The sequence below is a fragment of the Rhizobium johnstonii 3841 genome, assembly GCF_000009265.1.
In the GTDB taxonomy this organism is placed as follows: Bacteria; Pseudomonadota; Alphaproteobacteria; order Rhizobiales; family Rhizobiaceae; genus Rhizobium; species Rhizobium acaciae.
This window is the reverse complement of the sequence record NC_008384.1, coordinates 123,773-136,963: the sequence shown is the minus strand read 5'-3', so window position 1 is coordinate 136,963 and position 13,191 is coordinate 123,773. Positions and strand designations below refer to the sequence as shown.

Below are 13,191 nucleotides of genomic sequence, written 5' to 3'. Positions count from 1 at the left end.
ACTTGAAAGGTATCAGGATGTCAATCTCAGCCTCCACAGCCCTCGCGGCGCCAAACCTCACGACGTCGGCCGCGAAAATCCTCCAGGCTGCGACGGCGGTCTTCTTCGGTCTTTTGATCGTGGGATTCGTCGGGTTCTCGCACATCGAAATCGTTCACAACGCAGCGCATGACACCCGTCACGCCAACGCGTTTCCCTGCCACTGAGGTTTAATCTCATGTCGCTGTTTCGCTCGATCGTATTCACGGCGGCCCTTACGGGCGTCATCGTCGGCGGCGCCGTCAGCGCCGCCCAATTCGCTGGAACCAGCCAGCTGATCGCCAAGGCCGAGGTATATGAGAAGGCGGGCGGAGCCACGGAAACACCGGAAGTCGTCTCACCTATGACGACAGCGCACGTCCCCGAAGCCGGTCACGATCACGACGAAGCAGGCTGGGAGCCGTCAGACGGACTGGAGCGGATGGCCTTCACAGTGGCAGCAAACATGCTGACTGCGATCGGCTACGCCCTGGTTCTGTGCGGACTTATCGCAATGCGTGGGAAGCCCGTCACCTGGCGCGACGGCTTGCTGTGGGGATTGGCCGGTTTCGCCTGCGTCATGCTCGCGCCTTTAATAGGTCTGCCGCCCGAGTTACCCGGAACGCCTTCCGCGCCCCTGGCCGACCGTCAGCTCTGGTGGATCGGAACCGCGTTGGCTACAGCAGTCGGTATCGGTCTAATTGCTTTCCAACGAAAGCCATGGGCGGCAGCCGTCGCCATTGCAGTCATCGCGGCCCCTCACCTGATCGGCGCTCCGGTCGCACCGGAAGGAATGCACCCGCTGGCCCCGGAGTCCCTTGAGCATCAGTTCGTAGCTGCTGCGGTGATGACGAGCCTCGTCTTCTGGGCTCTCCTCGGGTCCGTGAGCGGGGCGCTCTACCGTCGATTTGAAGGTACCGCATGAACTCGAGCCCGCTTTGGAGCGCAGACCTCGACGCGTTGCGGTTCACAGCCGGTAACGGCGGGAACTGCCTCGTTCATCGAAGGGCGTTTCGCGCCGTCCTCCGGAAGTCTCCGCTCATGGAGGACTGTATCGCTTTCTACGAGGTGAACCAGGCGACCTTCCAAGGGGCTGCGACGAAGAAGATCGAAGAACATTGCATAGGCGACGGTCAGAATTTCCACCTCAACAGCAGGCAGATCAGGCGCGGGCTAGCCATGACAGGACTGGCAGAAATCTTGCATGACCAGACATTGGACGGGCAACTAGGAGCGTAGTCATGCGGATTGTCATCCTCGCGCCGCCAGGCGTGCAGTCACTGGACATCGTCGGCCCTGCTGAAGTTTTCTGGGAGGCTGCGCGAAGGCTGGGCGACATGAGCGCCTACGATATACAGGTCATGTCAACCGGAGCACGCTCGATCGCCGGAACCGGTCAGTTGAGGTTCATGGCGGATCGCTCCATCTTCGACGAAGATGAAGAGATCGACACGCTGCTGGTTGCCGGAGATCCTGCTTTTCTCGAGATCGATCCAGAAGTCACGGCATGGCTTCGGCGCCGGGTTCCAGGCGTGCGGCGGTTCGGCTCGATCTGCACCGGGGTTTTCCTGCTTGCCGAAGCCGGGCTTCTCGATGGAAAGCGGGTGACGACACACTGGGAATGCGCGGCGAAGTTTAGCCGCGAGTATCCGGCGATCAATCTCGACGCCGATGCCATCTACGTACGGGACGGGTCGCTTATCACCGCCGCCGGTGTCACCGCCGGCATCGATCTCGCCCTTTCGCTTGTTGAAGAGGATCACGGCAAGGACGTAGCAATGATCGTCGCCCGTTACATGGTCATGTTCATGAAAAGACCTGGCGGCCAATCGCAGTTCAGCGCGCACCTTGTCGGGCAGATGTCCGAGACGACGTTGATACAGAAGGCTCAGGAGTTCGTGCTCGCAAATCTGAACGGCAACCTCGACGTCGAGAGCTTGGCTCAAGAGATTGGAATGAGCATCCGGAATTTCGCACGCGTCTTTCGCAAGGAGCTTGGAATCACGCCGGCCGATTTCGTCGCGGCCGCTCGGACGGACGCCGCACGGCGGCTGCTCGAGGACACCGTCCATCCGCTACAGAGGATCGCCACCATCTGCGGGTTCGCAGACGTCAACGCGATGAGGCGGGTCTTTACCAAGACGATCGGCGTGAGCCCGAACGATTATCGAAGCCGTTTCCAGGTATCATCCAAAACCATTGCCCAGCCGGCCCCTGACCGGCGCCCTGCTCGACAAACGATAGCCATGGACGTCGCACTAGCAATCTCGCATCCTCAAGAGACATCAACGAGCGCAAGCCGACACACTTGAAGCGAGCGCGCCCTCGTCCGGTCCCGTCCGTGCCGATCGAGCTCAAATGCGCGGTTGATATTCACGCCGCCGTTGAACATCGACAGGAACCCTTCTGCTTAAGGAGGTTAAGCCCGCAGGCGGCTGCCGCTTCATCGCGATGAATTCGGCCTTCAAGGCAAGCGCGAGATAAAGGCTTTGAAGTTCCTTTCCGTCAAAGGTCCAAACGTCAAAATCCATTTCCGCGACATGAGGGACTGCGGCCTTGAAACTGGCGATAGGCTCAAGATCAGAGGCTTTCTTGAGACATTCCCGCAGGAGAAGTATCCCGACCGCACCGGCTATTATATGCTCACCGAGGCTGGGCTCGATGCTTGGCAGCAACAAGCGGCAAGGTGATGACGTGGCTGGAGGCGCACATGAAAACACCTGATACCGCTGCTCTGCTTGAGGACGCCGCCGACCGGATTGCGGACGTCTCCCGGCCTGACTTACAAATCCTGCTTCGTCGGGCCGCGCTCCTATTGCGCAATTCAGGATCGATCGCCTTCGAAGATGATATGGAAGAAGCTCTGCGAGATCTATCCGGCGAGCTCGGCATGACGCGCAACGACACGATCAGGTTTATCGTTCGGGAGTGGATGGAGAAGAACACCTATCTGCCGGTGCACGAACTGGATGAAGATGGCGATACCGATGGGGAAGCTTGATTGAGTGAAGATCGAATTCAGTTGTGGTTCGCGTTCTGCTTTGTCGGAAGCATTTGTGCTTACAGCTGGTATTGGTACATCAGGTCGCTCATCTTTTACCTCAGAAACGGCTTCGATTTCAGCAAAGATTTCGGCCCGAAGCTCCATCGATCTGAGTTCCCAGATCATGATCAGGACTGGGCGGCGCCGAGACAGAAGTTCCTAATCGACTGGCCTTTTTGGGTGCTGACGACGTCGTTCGTTCTGCTCGGCATCGTGTTGGCTCTGACGGGAGTTCTTAAGCCTTGTATCGATTGCGCACTGTAGCGGGCAGCCCTTACACAATCTCATAAACGGCCGCATTGTCCTGCACCTCACGCAGCCCCTTATATGACGCGTGCCGCAGCTTACCGTCGTCTGTCCACGCCCGATACTCGATCTCAGCAATCAGCTTTGGCTTTACGAATATTGCTCTTTTGCGATCGACCGTCGCAGCCGGCGTGGATGTGATGAGGCCATCGAGCATCTCACGAAGCTCATAGGCGTTGCGCTCGTTGAAGCCAGTCCCGACCCCGCCAACGTAGACTAGCTCCTTGCCCTTGCGCGCGGCGAGCAGAAGCCGACCGATCCCGGCACGCGCGACTGTGGATCGCTCGTAGCCGACGATCACAAAACTGTCGCTCTGGATGCACTTGATCTTAACCCAGTCGCCGAGCCGGCCGGAGCGATAGAGCGCGTCACGGCGCTTGGCGATGATGCCTTCCAAACCATGTTCGCAAGCGCTTGCCAGCATCTGATCGCCGTCGGCCTCGATCTCCTCGGAAAGCCGGATATCTCCCTGCTCGCCGGCCGGCACCAGATCCTCGAGCAGATGCCGGCGCATATCGAGTTCGGAGTTCCTGAGGTCGTGACCGTCGAAATAGAGCAGATCGAAAGCCATGAAGATGGCGTCGCTTGAACTCTTCTTGCCACCCCGGCCGCCGAGCGACTGTTGCAGCAGGCCGAAATCCGACCGGCCTTTCTCGTCGAGAACCACAGCCTCGCCGTCGAGGATTGCAGAACCGACAGGAAGCCACATGGCCGCGAGTTTGATCGCCGGAAAACGATCCGTCCAATCATGGCCGCCGCGCGTCAGAATGCGAATGCCCGTCGGCTCGACATGAACGGAAAGGCGATAGCCATCCCATTTCACTTCGAAAGCCCATTGCGGCCCTTTGGGCGGCTTCGGCTTAAGGAGAGCGAGGCAAGGATCGATGCGATCCGGCATGGGGTCGAGGAGGAGGTTCGGCTGGGCAGGATTTCGCGGCTTGCGCGGCCGGGATCGAACCGGCTTGTCAGCATCCTCCAGGAGCGGTTTTGGTTTTGGCGGCTTAGTCATGCCGCCATCCCATCAGCAATGTCTTAAAAAGCAATTGCCTAAAACGTGTTATTGACTTCGGCTAAGAGATAAGGGGTCTGAGTAGCAACGGAGCAGATAACCTACATAAGGATTTCACGCGTCATGCCCATCGGGGATTGACGGATCGCGCAGCGGTCGGAGTTCCCCGCGTGCGACAAATCCGGCAGTGTGAATGCGTATCGACCGAGCATGTTGATATGTTTGAGCCCGAGGGGCGACAGTTTATCGGCTATAGGTTTCTGCACGGGTATTTATGATGGGGGCCCTTCTAACGGCTTTGCGATCGGCTCCACTCCACGCATTAAACCCGGGTTTGTTGGAGCGGAAGCGGCGGCTGGAATCGATCCATTTCTGTCATTCGGAGCCAGTTCGTGGATTCCCGAAAGCTGCCGCTTATCACAACAGAGCGATGCCAACTTTGCGCTACCGGCGCTCTTCCGGGCCCGACAGCCCCTGCGGCGAGGCAGGTTTTCCGCTTATGAGCCTTAAGTGCAGTCCCGGGAGGCATGCCGGAGGGTCGAGGAGTATTGTGAAAAACTGCTGGAATTACATGGCCGGCCGCAAGGCCGATAAAAAATCTGTCGGGAGGGAACAATTTGGCTCCGCCGATCGTAGGGAGTCGGGTCGTGCAGAGATTTGATATGGCAGCCACCCTACACTTCAATGTGCGGCCCACCGCAATCCCAACTAGCCTCGTCTTACCTAAGGCGGGGCTTTTTTTGGTGAATATCTACGCGCTAACTGCCAGGAGATCGGGAAGACGTTGCTCAAGGAAGGTTTTGCGCGGTCGTGGGGCCTGAAACGGAGGAGCGACTGGTGTGATTGCGCAAATGCCCTTCATCTGAGGTTCAGGCTGGATCCCCGAAACTAGTCCAACAGCCCCGGCCACAGATCTATGGACATCTAGATGTTTCCAGCGCTGGCCTCCCTTTCCGACCATGATATTGATGTTGTGGTCGATGCCGTGACGGAATGGTGTTCTCAGCATCATTGCGACATTCAGAGCTGTCGCGGGCAATTTGCCCTCGCTGTGGCTGTCGATGCGGTCCAAAGTTCAGCGAACTATGACACTTTGCTCCAGCATCTCTCCGAGAAATTCTTATCTCGGGTGTAGATGACCGCCCAACGCACAGGAGAAGCGATGCTTGGGGTTAGCAATGATCGCTGAACGGCCGACGAAACAATACTCAGCATAGCTGTAATTTGAAGTCACTTTATCCTTCAGAGCGAAACCGTACGATATTGCTTAAATTCTGAGCGGGCCTGTGGAAAGAAAGTATTATTTATTGCTCACATAAGAAGCATATGCAAAGTAGTTGTAGCAACGCCACAATGCATTCCTGCCTAGAAACCCCCCCCTACCTAAGCCCCGCTCTTGCGAGGATTTTCTTTCCCTAGGCACGTTTAAGCTCCGCAAGATTGGTACTAGAGCGCACCGGGAACCCGCCTGGCCTTTCGTTGTTAGACGGGTTGGAACGCAATGGTGTGTTCCTCTAAGGCCCGTCAACTGTCCCGCCTCGGCGGGGCTTTTTGATCACAGAGGTCTCCCCTTCGTGTCACGGCCAGCCTAATATCTGGGCGCTTTTCTGGCGAGCCCTGCAGTCCATACTGCTGGCCGCCGCTCTCATGCCGAAAGTCTGGAGATCATGACGAGGCAGGATTTCAAGCGCTCGCCCCGGTGCCCGGCTCATCGCGAGTCAAATTGTCCCCTTCGATCTTCGCATAGAACTGAGATTCATGTGTCCATTCCGTCTCTGCCTCTTCCAACTCCTCCGGGGAAAGATGGTAGATAACGAGCTTTTCGAGCACTTCGTCCACGTCCCGGGCCATGCCGAGAAGGTCCATGGACTTGCCCATATGGCCGCGCTCTCCGAACGTATCGAAGCACATGCCAGAGACCATATCTCGAAGGGCGAGAACCTTCTTCGTCGTCTCCGCCAAGAAGTGTGGTTCATCTCCAAAATCGAGTGAATCAGACACGGCCTGCGCTCGACGGGACAGAGCTTCTGATCGAGACCTCGAACCGTCTTCCTCGAAAACGTCATAGCACTGTCTGCTGACGTGCTCCGCGTAGACCGCGAATTTCATGACATCGCCTGGCGAGATTTTCTGATCGTTTCTGTACCAAATGGTGGGCATGCCAAATCCTCCACGCTGGAATAGGAATATCAGGTTGCCGCAGAAATGTTCCTACTTTGTTCTTTTTGGTGAAGGAGTCAAGGTCGCTTTTTCTTCAGGACCGTCAGCCCACTGTCGAGGTCGGCGTTGGCGGCAAGCATGCACCGTTTGATCTTCCGATTCATGCTCCGACCTTCCAAGCAGGTATTTGCTCGTCGAAACCTTTGAGCTGCCGCGGGCCGAGAGCGACCAATAAGATTTCTCCACCCACGGATTGCGCCACGACGTGATCGACGAGGATTTGGCGATCAGCGGCGGACGAACAGAGTCGCGATGCCAGGTTCACGACGTGTCCGATCGCGGTGTAGTCAACCCGGGCTTCGTAACCAATTCGGCCGACTGTAGCCCATCCCATCGCCAGTCCTATGCCGAAGCCGACCGCGTGGCCGCGCAGACGCCATTCGGCGATCAGGCGCTGGATGGCATCCTGCATGTCGATGGCCATCTCAACAGCACGAAGCGCCGGATCCGCGCACGGTACCGGGGCGTTGACGAGCACCATCAAACCGTCCGCCGCGAAGTTGGTCAGCGTGGCCCCGTAGCGCGTGATGATCGCGCCGAGCGCCTCATAGTACTCGCGCAAGACATGCATGATCTCCTCAGGTTCGGCGTGCGCTGAAAAAGCGGTGAAGCCACGTAAATCGCAGAACACAGCGACCACTTCTGCACGCTGTCCGGCGAGCACGCTCTCGTCCCCGGAAGTTTCGACGAGTTCCGCGACCTGCGGCGCTAGAAAACGCTTCAGCCGCGCGATCCGCTCCGAACGATCCCGCGACACGGCGAGTTCTTGCGCCATTTCATTGAACCGCTCCGCCAGCCGTTCGAATTCGTCTCCCGTGGCGATTTCGATCCGGTGCTCGAATTGTCCAGCACCGATTTTTTCGGTACCCTCCTCCAGCAGGCGGATTGGCCCGGTCATCCGCCTGGCAAGCCAGTAGGCAAGCGCCGATGCGAAGCTGGCAGCGGCGAGCAGCAGGCCGCCAGTCCGCCACAATGACGCATACAGCGGTGCGAAAGCCTCGGCCTGCGCCTGCTCCACGAACACGGTCCAGCCGGGATTGGGGATCGCTGTCATGGCGGTCACGACTGGTTCGTTCTCGGCGTTGCTGGCCGTGGTCGCCTCTCCCCCCGCGGCGGCGAGCTCGTCCCGCAATCTGGTATGAGCCGCCGCCGTCTTCTCGTCCGTTCCCTGCAATACCTTGCTGATGTCGGGGTGGGCAATGAGCCGGCCGGCCCGGTCGAGAACAAACGCCCGGCCACGACTGCCGACGCGAATTTCCGAAACCACCGTCCAGACAAGCTTCAGGTTGATCTCGGCGACGACGATGCCACCTGCCTTACGCTTTCCGGCCATGGCAATGGTCATGAACGGTTCGGAGCCGCCTCGAAAAGTGACTGGACCGAACCATGAGCCATTCGAACGAACTCCCACGACAGCAGGATCGCCAGAGCGATCCCATCCGCCTCCCATCCTGTTCAAGTCGATACGGGAGACATGCAGCCGTTCGAGGCCGACATCGTCAATAAGGGTGATGCTGACGATCGCCGGCGCTTGGCGCATCACCCGCAGTGCATCGAGCCGATGCTGTCCCTCGGCATCAGCGGTCCAGTCTTGCTGCACCGTCCAACCCAGTTGATCCTTGACGCCGTCGAGAAAGCTCTGAATTTTATATGCGGCCGATGTGGCCTCCACCCGCAATAGAGCGCTGAGCATTGAACGCTGCTCGCGATAGCCGAACCACGCATCGCCGATGCCGCTAACGGCCAGCGGAACAATGACCGCAGCGAAGAAGGCGAGGAAGTACTTCCGGAACAGCGATCGGCGCATCGGGGCGGCTTGAGGCTGGACCGAACGTCGCACATCATCCTCACTCGATGACTTCATCAGCCATCAGCAAAACGGTCTGCGGTAGCTCGATGCCGAGCGCATTGGCCGTCTTCAGATTGACCGACAAGTCGAACTTCGTCGGCTGCTCGATCGGCAACTCCCCTGGCTTGGTGCCTTTCAAAATGCGATCGACATAATAGGCGAGCCGATGTTGCATTACCGCATAGTCCGCCGAATATGCCATCAGGCAACCGTCCGTGACGTACCACGAGCCCCAAGCCATGATCGGCAGGCGATGCTTGATCCCCAAGGCGGCGATCCTCGACGACTGGTCGGCCAGCATGAGGTCGGGAAGCACCAAGGCAGCTTGAGCGCCATCGGCCTTCATGCGCGAGAACGCGGCATCGAGTTCGCCCGGCTCGCTGACTTGCTGGAGGCTCAAAGCCACTCCGAGGTGGCCGGCAGCTTGCTTGGTGTCCGTTTCGAAGGGGAGATATGACACCACCGGGTTCGCCAGCACGCCGACCGTGGCAAGCCCCGGCATTGCCTCCATCAAAAGTTGCAGCCGTTTGGCGGCGAGTTCGGTGGCGTAATAGGTGACGCCGGTGAGGTTGCCCCCAGGTTTCGCGAGGCTGATCGCCAAGCCCGCCGCAACTGGGTCGCCGCTGATGATGGTCACGATGGGGATTGCTTCAGTCGCCCTTTGGACGGCATGCGCCGCCGGCTGAGACGACGTCACGATCACATCCACGCGGAGCTGCACCAGGTCCCTCGCCGCAGCCGCAAGGTGATGGTCCTGCTTACTCGCGCTCCGGCACTCGAAGCTGAGTTCGTTCATCGTGTAGCCCAGATCGTGAAGCCCTCGCATGAAGATTCCGAACTCACTGGTTTCGCTCGCATACGGCATACCGCAAGGCAACCAGGCGAGAAGGCCGATTCGCGGCGTCTTGGCCGACGTCTGCTGCGCGTCGGCGATGGCAGGAAAGCTTATCGCCAGCGCGACTGCAAGTCCGATGTAGGGACGTCGTTTCGGGTTCATCCGAATACCCCTTGCGGATCCACGGCACATCGCGGGTGAGCCGATGGGATCAGGCAAATTGCTGCAAACTCACCTTTCGAAGCGCCCTTTCTCCTGAAGGAACGACCGACGAACAAGCCGAGATATTCAGTGGACGAAAGTATAGTCGATGTTGCCGCGGATTGGTAGCACGGGCAGCGTAGTTGGCAGTTGCTGGAATTTCGTAAGATGACCGGTTATGCCCCCGTAGCGATCCAGAGAGACCGGAACAAGGTAGCTATTGGACGCCACGTCACACACGTGGATGTCCCTGGCCAATTGTGTTTCCCTGGGCCGGTTCCTCGGAAAGATTCCGCCTCCTGACTCAAATCCAAACGACTGAAAGAAGACGCGGGCGGATCACATGCAGTGCGAATTCGTCGAGTTCAGCCCGATCGGATTTTGCCTGTCAATGTACTGAACTCGAAGATGGCGCGTTCACGCGCGTGGCGGCCAGCCCGACGTAAGTGCCGATCAGAACGGTCGCCATCTCCTCTACCGAGCGACAGCCCTCGTTGTAGAGTTCGATGGCGGCATCACACAAAAACGAGGACGCTTGATCGTCCCACTCCACCTCGTAGTACCGATACCATTCACGGACCGCCTTCGACATCAGCTGGTGGTCGTTCTCAATACACTTGGACATGCGTTACCCCAGACATGGAGGCGGCAGGCTTGCGGTGGCTATGACTGTTCGTTACGAGACAGCGGCGTCGCCCTGATCCCAGATTAGGAAAGCCAGGACACCCACGGGACCTGCCACAACCGTGGACAGAGCAACGTCGTTCGACCGCCTAACGGCGGTCAATCTCGGCCTCGACCTTCTTCCTTGAGTTTCCAGCGCTCTTCACGGCCTTCTTGACGGCATCTTTCGAGACGCCCTCCTTGTTTGCTTCGTACTTAACCTCGTGATCCTGGCCGCCGGCCACGCGGGCTCGATCCTGTGCGCTGCCTCGGGATGTCGGTGTCTGTGCCATCGGGCTTCTCCTGCGAATGAACGTCCGCAGTAGAAACTCATAACGATTCCGGTGGTTCCGGGAGATAGTGGGTGATGATGCTGCGCTTGAAGCGGCTGCGGAATTCCCTAGGCGATGCCCGCCATTGTGCTGGAAGGAAGGTGGTTGCTGTGGCTCTCGAACTGAACAAATCTCCACCGCTTTCCACTACTGTCGGGCGCAATTCGGCCAGCGAAGACGGTGGAATCAATTTGGGAGAGAAATTCCGTAAAGTATTGAAAAATGATTCGTTTTGAGTCGGAACGAATCACCCTGACACGTCTTTGAGTCGCGTATTAATGATTCGGAGTATTTGTCATGCCGTCAGGACAGCGTGCGCAGTGGAAAGGGTTTCTGAAGTTCGGCGAGGTAAGCTGCGGCGTCGCTCTCTACACGGCAGCCTCGACTAGCGAGCGCATCACCTTCAACACCATCAACAAGGCCACGGGCAACCGCGTCAACCGCATCTTCATAGACAGCGAGACCGAGGATCCGGTGCCGAAGGAAGCCCAGACCAAGGGCTTCGAGATCGAGAACGGCCAGTACATCGTCATCGATCCCGAGGAAGTTTCCGCCGCGATCCCTGAGAGCAACAAGACGCTCGAGATTGAGGCGTTCATCCCCTGCTCCGACGTCGACGACGTCTACTTTGACAAGCCGTACTACCTCACGCCCGACAAGATGGGCGGAGACGCGTTCGCGGCTCTCCGCGATGCGATGAAGAAGTCAATGGTCGCGGCCATCGCCCGCACAGTACTATTCCGTCGAATGCGTACGGTACTGATACGGCCGCACGGCAAGGGCCTGATCGCCAGCACGCTCAACTACGACTACGAGGTTCGTTCCTCCGAAAAGGCTTTCGAGGAGATGCCCAAGCTCAAGATCCAGGGCGAGATGCTCGATCTGGCCAAGCACATCATCAGCACCAAGAAGGGCGAGTTCGATCCGGCGACCTTCGATGACCGCTACGAAGCCGCCCTTGCGGACCTGGTGAAGGCGAAGATTGAAGGCAAGTCGCTTCCGAAGCCGAAGAAGGTGCAGGTCTCGAAGCCCAACGATCTGCTGGCCGCGCTCCGCGAGAGCGCAGGCATGATGAAGGCCGCTGCGGACAAACCGAAACGCACTGCCGCCAATGCCAACAATGGCGCTGGGAGGCAGCGCGCCGCGCGCGGGGCGGCAGTGAAGTCCGCCGCTTCAAAGGCTGCCCCGCAGCGCAAAGCCAGCTAGGGAGATAGACGATGGCTCCGAAATATTACTGGAAAGGCTATCTCAAACTCTCCCTGGTCACCTGCCCCGTGGCTATGACCCCGGCCACGAGCGAAAGCGAGAAGGTTCGCTTCCATACACTCAACAAGGAGACGGGCAACCGCGTCGTCTCCCGGTATATCGATTCCGTCACGGGCAAGCCCGTCAAGGACGAGAACGAAGCCAAGGGCTACGCTCGCGGCGAGAACGACTACGTTATCCTCACCGAGGACGATCTGGATGCCGTTGCGCTCGATACGGTGAAGACGATCGACATCGACAAGTTCGTCCCGGCCGACAGCATCGAGTGGATCTACCTTGAGAAGCCACATTACCTGATGCCGGACGACGCCGTCGGCAACGAGGCCTTTGCGGTGATCAGGGATGCCATGAAGGCCGACAAGGTTTTCGGCGTTTCGAAGCTCGTGATGGGACGCCGAGAGCGGGCGGTCGTCCTGGAGCCGCGCGGCGAAGGCATCGTGCTCTGGACGCTGCGTTTCGGCGACGAGGTTCGACCGGAGGAGAATTATTTCGAAGAGATCGACGAGCAGGCAGATCCGGATCTCATTCCCCTTGTGCAGCAGCTTATCAAGAAGAAGAGTGCGCGGTGGTCACCCAACATGGTCAGCGACCCAATCCAGGAGAGCCTGCTCAAGCTCATCGCTGAGAAGAAGAAGGCGCTGAAGCCGAAAAAGGCGGCGAAGGGGAAGGCGGCCGAAGTCGCTCCGAAGTCGAATGTGGTCAGCATCATGGACGCGCTCCGGAAGAGCGTCGAGGCAGATCTCAAAGGTAGGAAGTCAGGGTAGTCAGATGCACTTGCTGGAAACGAAGATTGTTCACGACACAACCGGATGGCGGGTGGACTTTGTCGGCGACGACGGGGAAGCCGTGTCGATCAAGGTCGCAGACGGTCACGCTGCAAGCGAAGACGAGGCCATTGAGCGTGCGAAAGAGGTCATGGTTCAGTTGACGGCATATGGCACGCGCCGGCCGGAGCATCAACCCGTACGATGCCGCCAGCAATGGAAACTTTGACGACGACGAGCCCTTGCTGGATACGTGGCACTGATCCGCCCTGAGGAAACCCCAGCCTCTCAGGCAAAAAAAGGCCGGGCGAAACCGCACCGACCTTCCTCCTCGTCGCCTTCTTACCAGTGCCACTACATCCGTGGTCAAAAGCATTTCAGCGATGCAGCCTTGCGAGCAAAGAATTTCAGTGCTCACGGATCCTGAATAAGAAACCAACCTGACCCCGCGGCATGGTCAATCTTGGGCAGCGGGCCAGTCGTTCGAAGGTTCGTCGACCTCGTCGCCGGGATAGCCAGTGGGATCCGGGTCGCGGTCGTACACAGCTCTCAGAGAGTCGAGTTCCCGGCGAGTTCTGGTCCCACGCCCTCAATCGCACTAAAGAACGTCCCGATCAGCGTTACGCCCGAGTCCCGAACGTGCTAATGTCACAGCACGCACACGCTCGAAAACCTCACCTTCCCC

Annotated in this window: 15 protein-coding genes and 1 pseudogene; 10 read left to right on the top strand and 6 right to left on the bottom strand. The window is 58.6% G+C overall.

Features of this window, described 5'->3' with window-relative positions; all coding sequences use genetic code 11:
- Positions 1–17: 17 nt before the first annotated feature.
- The 6 genes from RL_RS30375 to RL_RS30345 all read left to right on the top strand — a co-directional run bounded on the left by RL_RS30375 (position 18) and on the right by RL_RS30345 (position 3,325).
- Entirely contained in the window at positions 18–206 is a 189-nt protein-coding gene (locus RL_RS30375; RefSeq protein ID WP_041936871.1) for a CbtB domain-containing protein, read from the top strand.
- Positions 207–217: 11 nt separating this feature from the next.
- Entirely contained in the window at positions 218–943 is a 726-nt protein-coding gene (locus RL_RS30370; RefSeq protein ID WP_011654875.1) for a CbtA family protein, read from the top strand.
- Positions 944–1,259: 316 nt separating this feature from the next.
- Complete coding sequence (locus RL_RS30360; protein WP_041936870.1) at positions 1,260–2,330, top strand: GlxA family transcriptional regulator; 1,071 nt, start codon at positions 1,260–1,262, stop codon at positions 2,328–2,330.
- Positions 2,331–2,507: 177 nt separating this feature from the next.
- Positions 2,508–2,708, top strand: a complete 201-nt coding sequence (locus RL_RS30355) for a hypothetical protein (protein ID WP_011654872.1) — start codon at positions 2,508–2,510, stop codon at positions 2,706–2,708.
- Between the two features lie 20 nt (positions 2,709–2,728).
- Positions 2,729–3,019 carry a CopG family transcriptional regulator gene (locus RL_RS30350; protein ID WP_041936957.1) on the top strand — a complete coding sequence of 97 codons (291 nt, stop codon included), beginning with the start codon at positions 2,729–2,731 and terminating at the stop codon, positions 3,017–3,019.
- A complete protein-coding gene (locus RL_RS30345) occupies positions 3,020–3,325 on the top strand; it encodes a hypothetical protein (RefSeq protein WP_011654870.1) in 306 nt (101 codons plus the stop codon). It abuts the gene before it with no gap.
- A gap of 10 nt (positions 3,326–3,335) precedes the next feature.
- Here the strand turns inward: RL_RS30345 and ligD are convergent, their stop codons facing one another.
- The 6 genes from ligD to RL_RS30315 all read right to left on the bottom strand — a co-directional run bounded on the left by ligD (position 3,336) and on the right by RL_RS30315 (position 10,437).
- The gene (gene ligD / locus RL_RS30340; protein ID WP_011654869.1) at positions 3,336–4,376 is read right to left on the bottom strand and encodes a non-homologous end-joining DNA ligase; all 1,041 of its coding nucleotides are present in this window, start codon (positions 4,374–4,376) and stop codon (positions 3,336–3,338) included.
- Positions 4,377–6,059: 1,683 nt separating this feature from the next.
- Positions 6,060–6,536, bottom strand: coding sequence for a hypothetical protein (locus tag RL_RS30335; RefSeq protein WP_011654866.1), 477 nt, complete (start codon positions 6,534–6,536; stop codon positions 6,060–6,062).
- 160 nt (positions 6,537–6,696) lie between these two features.
- Positions 6,697–8,403 (bottom strand): adenylate/guanylate cyclase domain-containing protein, encoded by a 1,707-nt coding sequence (locus tag RL_RS30330; protein ID WP_041936869.1) that lies wholly within the window; start codon positions 8,401–8,403, stop codon positions 6,697–6,699.
- A gap of 40 nt (positions 8,404–8,443) precedes the next feature.
- On the bottom strand, positions 8,444–9,442 hold the full coding sequence (locus RL_RS30325) for an ABC transporter substrate-binding protein (RefSeq protein WP_041936868.1): 999 nt from the start codon (positions 9,440–9,442) through the stop codon (positions 8,444–8,446).
- Positions 9,443–9,869: 427 nt separating this feature from the next.
- On the bottom strand, positions 9,870–10,106 hold the full coding sequence (locus RL_RS30320; protein WP_011654862.1) for a hypothetical protein: 237 nt from the start codon (positions 10,104–10,106) through the stop codon (positions 9,870–9,872).
- A gap of 148 nt (positions 10,107–10,254) precedes the next feature.
- A complete protein-coding gene (locus tag RL_RS30315; RefSeq protein WP_011654861.1) occupies positions 10,255–10,437 on the bottom strand; it encodes a DUF3606 domain-containing protein in 183 nt (60 codons plus the stop codon).
- A 71-nt stretch (positions 10,438–10,508) separates the two neighbouring features.
- Between RL_RS30315 and RL_RS39780 the strand changes: the two genes are divergently transcribed.
- The 4 genes and pseudogenes from RL_RS39780 (at position 10,509) to RL_RS30300 (ending at position 12,769) form a co-directional block, all read left to right on the top strand.
- A complete protein-coding gene (locus RL_RS39780; protein ID WP_129557819.1) occupies positions 10,509–10,712 on the top strand; it encodes a hypothetical protein in 204 nt (67 codons plus the stop codon).
- A gap of 61 nt (positions 10,713–10,773) precedes the next feature.
- Positions 10,774–11,682 carry a Ku protein gene (locus tag RL_RS30310; protein ID WP_011654860.1) on the top strand — a complete coding sequence of 303 codons (909 nt, stop codon included), beginning with the start codon at positions 10,774–10,776 and terminating at the stop codon, positions 11,680–11,682.
- An 11-nt stretch (positions 11,683–11,693) separates the two neighbouring features.
- Positions 11,694–12,506 (top strand): Ku protein, encoded by an 813-nt coding sequence (locus RL_RS30305; RefSeq protein WP_011654859.1) that lies wholly within the window; start codon positions 11,694–11,696, stop codon positions 12,504–12,506.
- A 4-nt stretch (positions 12,507–12,510) separates the two neighbouring features.
- Positions 12,511–12,769 (top strand): annotated as a pseudogene (locus tag RL_RS30300) (hypothetical protein).
- Positions 12,770–13,191 lie beyond the last annotated feature (422 nt).

Excerpts from the sequence above, each read along its gene's own strand:
- RL_RS30375 (WP_041936871.1), top strand. The coding sequence starts at position 18 with ATGTCAATCTCAGCCTCCACAGCCCTCGCGGCGCCAAACCTCACGACG.
- RL_RS30370 (WP_011654875.1), top strand. The coding sequence starts at position 218 with ATGTCGCTGTTTCGCTCGATCGTATTCACGGCGGCCCTTACGGGCGTC.
- RL_RS30360 (WP_041936870.1), top strand. The coding sequence starts at position 1,260 with ATGCGGATTGTCATCCTCGCGCCGCCAGGCGTGCAGTCACTGGACATC.
- RL_RS30350 (WP_041936957.1), top strand. The coding sequence starts at position 2,729 with ATGAAAACACCTGATACCGCTGCTCTGCTTGAGGACGCCGCCGACCGG.
- ligD (WP_011654869.1), bottom strand. The coding sequence starts at position 4,376 with ATGACTAAGCCGCCAAAACCAAAACCGCTCCTGGAGGATGCTGACAAG.
- RL_RS30335 (WP_011654866.1), bottom strand. The coding sequence starts at position 6,536 with ATGCCCACCATTTGGTACAGAAACGATCAGAAAATCTCGCCAGGCGAT.
- RL_RS30330 (WP_041936869.1), bottom strand. The coding sequence starts at position 8,403 with ATGCGCCGATCGCTGTTCCGGAAGTACTTCCTCGCCTTCTTCGCTGCG.
- RL_RS30325 (WP_041936868.1), bottom strand. The coding sequence starts at position 9,442 with ATGAACCCGAAACGACGTCCCTACATCGGACTTGCAGTCGCGCTGGCG.
- RL_RS30320 (WP_011654862.1), bottom strand. The coding sequence starts at position 10,106 with ATGTCCAAGTGTATTGAGAACGACCACCAGCTGATGTCGAAGGCGGTC.
- RL_RS30315 (WP_011654861.1), bottom strand. The coding sequence starts at position 10,437 with ATGGCACAGACACCGACATCCCGAGGCAGCGCACAGGATCGAGCCCGC.
- RL_RS30310 (WP_011654860.1), top strand. The coding sequence starts at position 10,774 with ATGCCGTCAGGACAGCGTGCGCAGTGGAAAGGGTTTCTGAAGTTCGGC.
- RL_RS30305 (WP_011654859.1), top strand. The coding sequence starts at position 11,694 with ATGGCTCCGAAATATTACTGGAAAGGCTATCTCAAACTCTCCCTGGTC.